Here is a 2238-nt window from a genome sequence, read left to right on the forward strand (position 1 = left end):
AAGAAAAGCGGAAGCGCCTAGAACAGGGCTTCCGCTTTTTTTATTTATACTTCCATAATGATTGGTAAAATCATTGGTCTGCGTTTTGTTTTTTCATAAAGGAAAGGTGCCAGTGTATCAGTGATTTCGTTTTTAATTTCCGACCATTGGCTAGTTTTTCTTTCCATTACCCTATTAAGGTGTTTGGTGATAAGACTCTGTGCATCGTTGATTAAATCGCCCGATTCTCTCATGTAAACAAATCCTCGTGAAATTAAGTCAGGCCCGGATGCGATTTTGAATTCTTTCATATTTATGCTTACAACCACCACGACTAATCCTTCCTCAGAGAGGATTCTCCGGTCACGTAAGACGATATTTCCGATGTCCCCTACACCACTGCCGTCAATATAGACTGAGCCGGATGGGATCTTTCCTGCAACCAGAGCAGTATCTTCAGAAAGCGCTAATACTTCACCATTATCCATAATAAAACAATTTTCTTCTTGTACTCCGCAATCAACAGCAATCTTGGCGTGCATTTTTTGCATCCGATATTCACCGTGAATTGGCATGAAGAACTTCGGTTTGATTAAACGAAGCATAAGTTTTTGTTCTTCCTGTCCTCCATGACCAGAGGTATGGATATTACTAAGTTTTCCGTGAATGACTTCAGCGCCGGCTCTGTAGAGCATATTAATGGTTCTGCTGACGCTAATTGTGTTCCCTGGAATAGGTGAGGAAGAAAATACAACTGTATCGCCAGGAATGATTTGAATCTGTCTGTGCGTACCATTTGCAATTCTTGATAATGCGGCCATCGCTTCACCCTGACTTCCAGTACATAGGATGGTTACTTTATCAGCAGGCAGTCGATTAATTTGATTCGCTTCAATAAAAGTCTCTTTTGGTGCATTAATATATCCTAGCTCAAGACCGATATTGATAGCAGCTTCCATACTGCGGCCAAAAACGGCTACTTTTCGTCCGTAAACTACAGCGGCCTCAACTACTTGCTGGAGTCTGTGAATATTTGATGCGAAGGTTGCGAAGATGATACGGCCGTCTACTTTACGGAAAATATCGTTAATGCTGTCGCCAACCCGGCGTTCTGACATGGTAAACTCAGGTATTTCACTATTCGTACTATCTGATAGTAAACAAAGTACGCCTTCTTTTCCGATTTCAGCCATTTTAGTGAGGTTGGCTGGTTCACCAACAGGGGTAAAATCAAATTTAAAATCACCAGTATGGACAATTTGTCCAGGCGGTGTTTTAACAACGATCCCATAAGAATCCGGAATACTGTGAGTAGTGCGGAAAAAGGTAACCGAAGTTTTGCGGAATTTGATTACATCGTCTTCTTTTATGTCTATTAGCTTAGCATTTCTTAATAAGCCGTGTTCTTCAAGTTTATTCTTTATTAATCCAAGAGCGAGTTTTCCACCATAAATGGGAACATTGATTTCGCGTAGTAAATAGGGTATCCCGCCAATGTGATCTTCATGTCCGTGTGTAACAAATAAACCTTTTATCTTCTCTTGGTTTTTAACCAAATATGCATAATCCGGAATAACATAATCAATACCTAATAGCTCGTCCTCAGGAAATTTTATGCCGGCATCAATTAATATTATTTCATCCTGGAACTGAACTGCATACGTGTTTTTGCCAATTTCGCCTAATCCACCGAGGGCAAAAACTGCAGTTTGATCATTCTTAACAAATTTCATAAATTATCATTTCTCCAATACTTTATAGTCTTCATTTTGACGTTCATAATTAAGATGTGCTCCCTTAACTTCTTGAACAGATTCAACATTATACCCACGATCGGCAATCTTTGAGCGGACGTCTCTTACCGAATCTCCTTCAATATAAAGGGTTTTTGTATTTTCTCTGACAGGTACTTCAGTGATTCTTTCTTGATAATATACTTTAAATATCATTACATATCGCTCCTAACTGGGGTCATAACTTTTTCTATTATATAAAACATTTTCATCTTTTTCATTTATTTTCTTTGGAAAACATTAGACTTGCATGAAAAGTATGTAAAAAAGAATCGTTGTTTTTACAATTTACAATAACGAAGGAGCCCTTCGCAAGTTTGAAGGGCCCTAACTAATTAAATTTAGGCAATGGATTTTTTTCGTAGTAAATCATTCCACTGTTTTAAAAGCTTCTTTCTTAGCTTCTTTAACATAGTGGATCATCTCCTTATCTCTTATTTTATACGATCCTTGTCCAATGTAAAGT

The 2238-nt window shown here is 38.1% G+C and carries 2 protein-coding genes; both read right to left on the minus strand.

Going from position 1 to position 2238, the window contains the following annotated elements; all coding sequences use genetic code 11:
* Positions 1–44 precede the first annotated feature (44 nt).
* Positions 45–1712: a ribonuclease J1 gene (rnjA, locus tag V7137_RS27020; RefSeq protein WP_335700932.1), complete on the minus strand. Its 1668-nt coding sequence runs from the start codon at positions 1710–1712 to the stop codon at positions 45–47.
* 6 nt (positions 1713–1718) lie between these two features.
* Positions 1719–1928 (minus strand): DNA-dependent RNA polymerase subunit epsilon, encoded by a 210-nt coding sequence (locus V7137_RS27025; RefSeq protein ID WP_218345773.1) that lies wholly within the window; start codon positions 1926–1928, stop codon positions 1719–1721.
* Between the last annotated feature and the right edge of the window lie 310 nt (positions 1929–2238).

This window comes from Neobacillus drentensis (assembly GCF_036962765.1).
Taxonomy (GTDB): domain Bacteria; phylum Bacillota; class Bacilli; order Bacillales; family Cytobacillaceae; genus Neobacillus; species Neobacillus drentensis_C.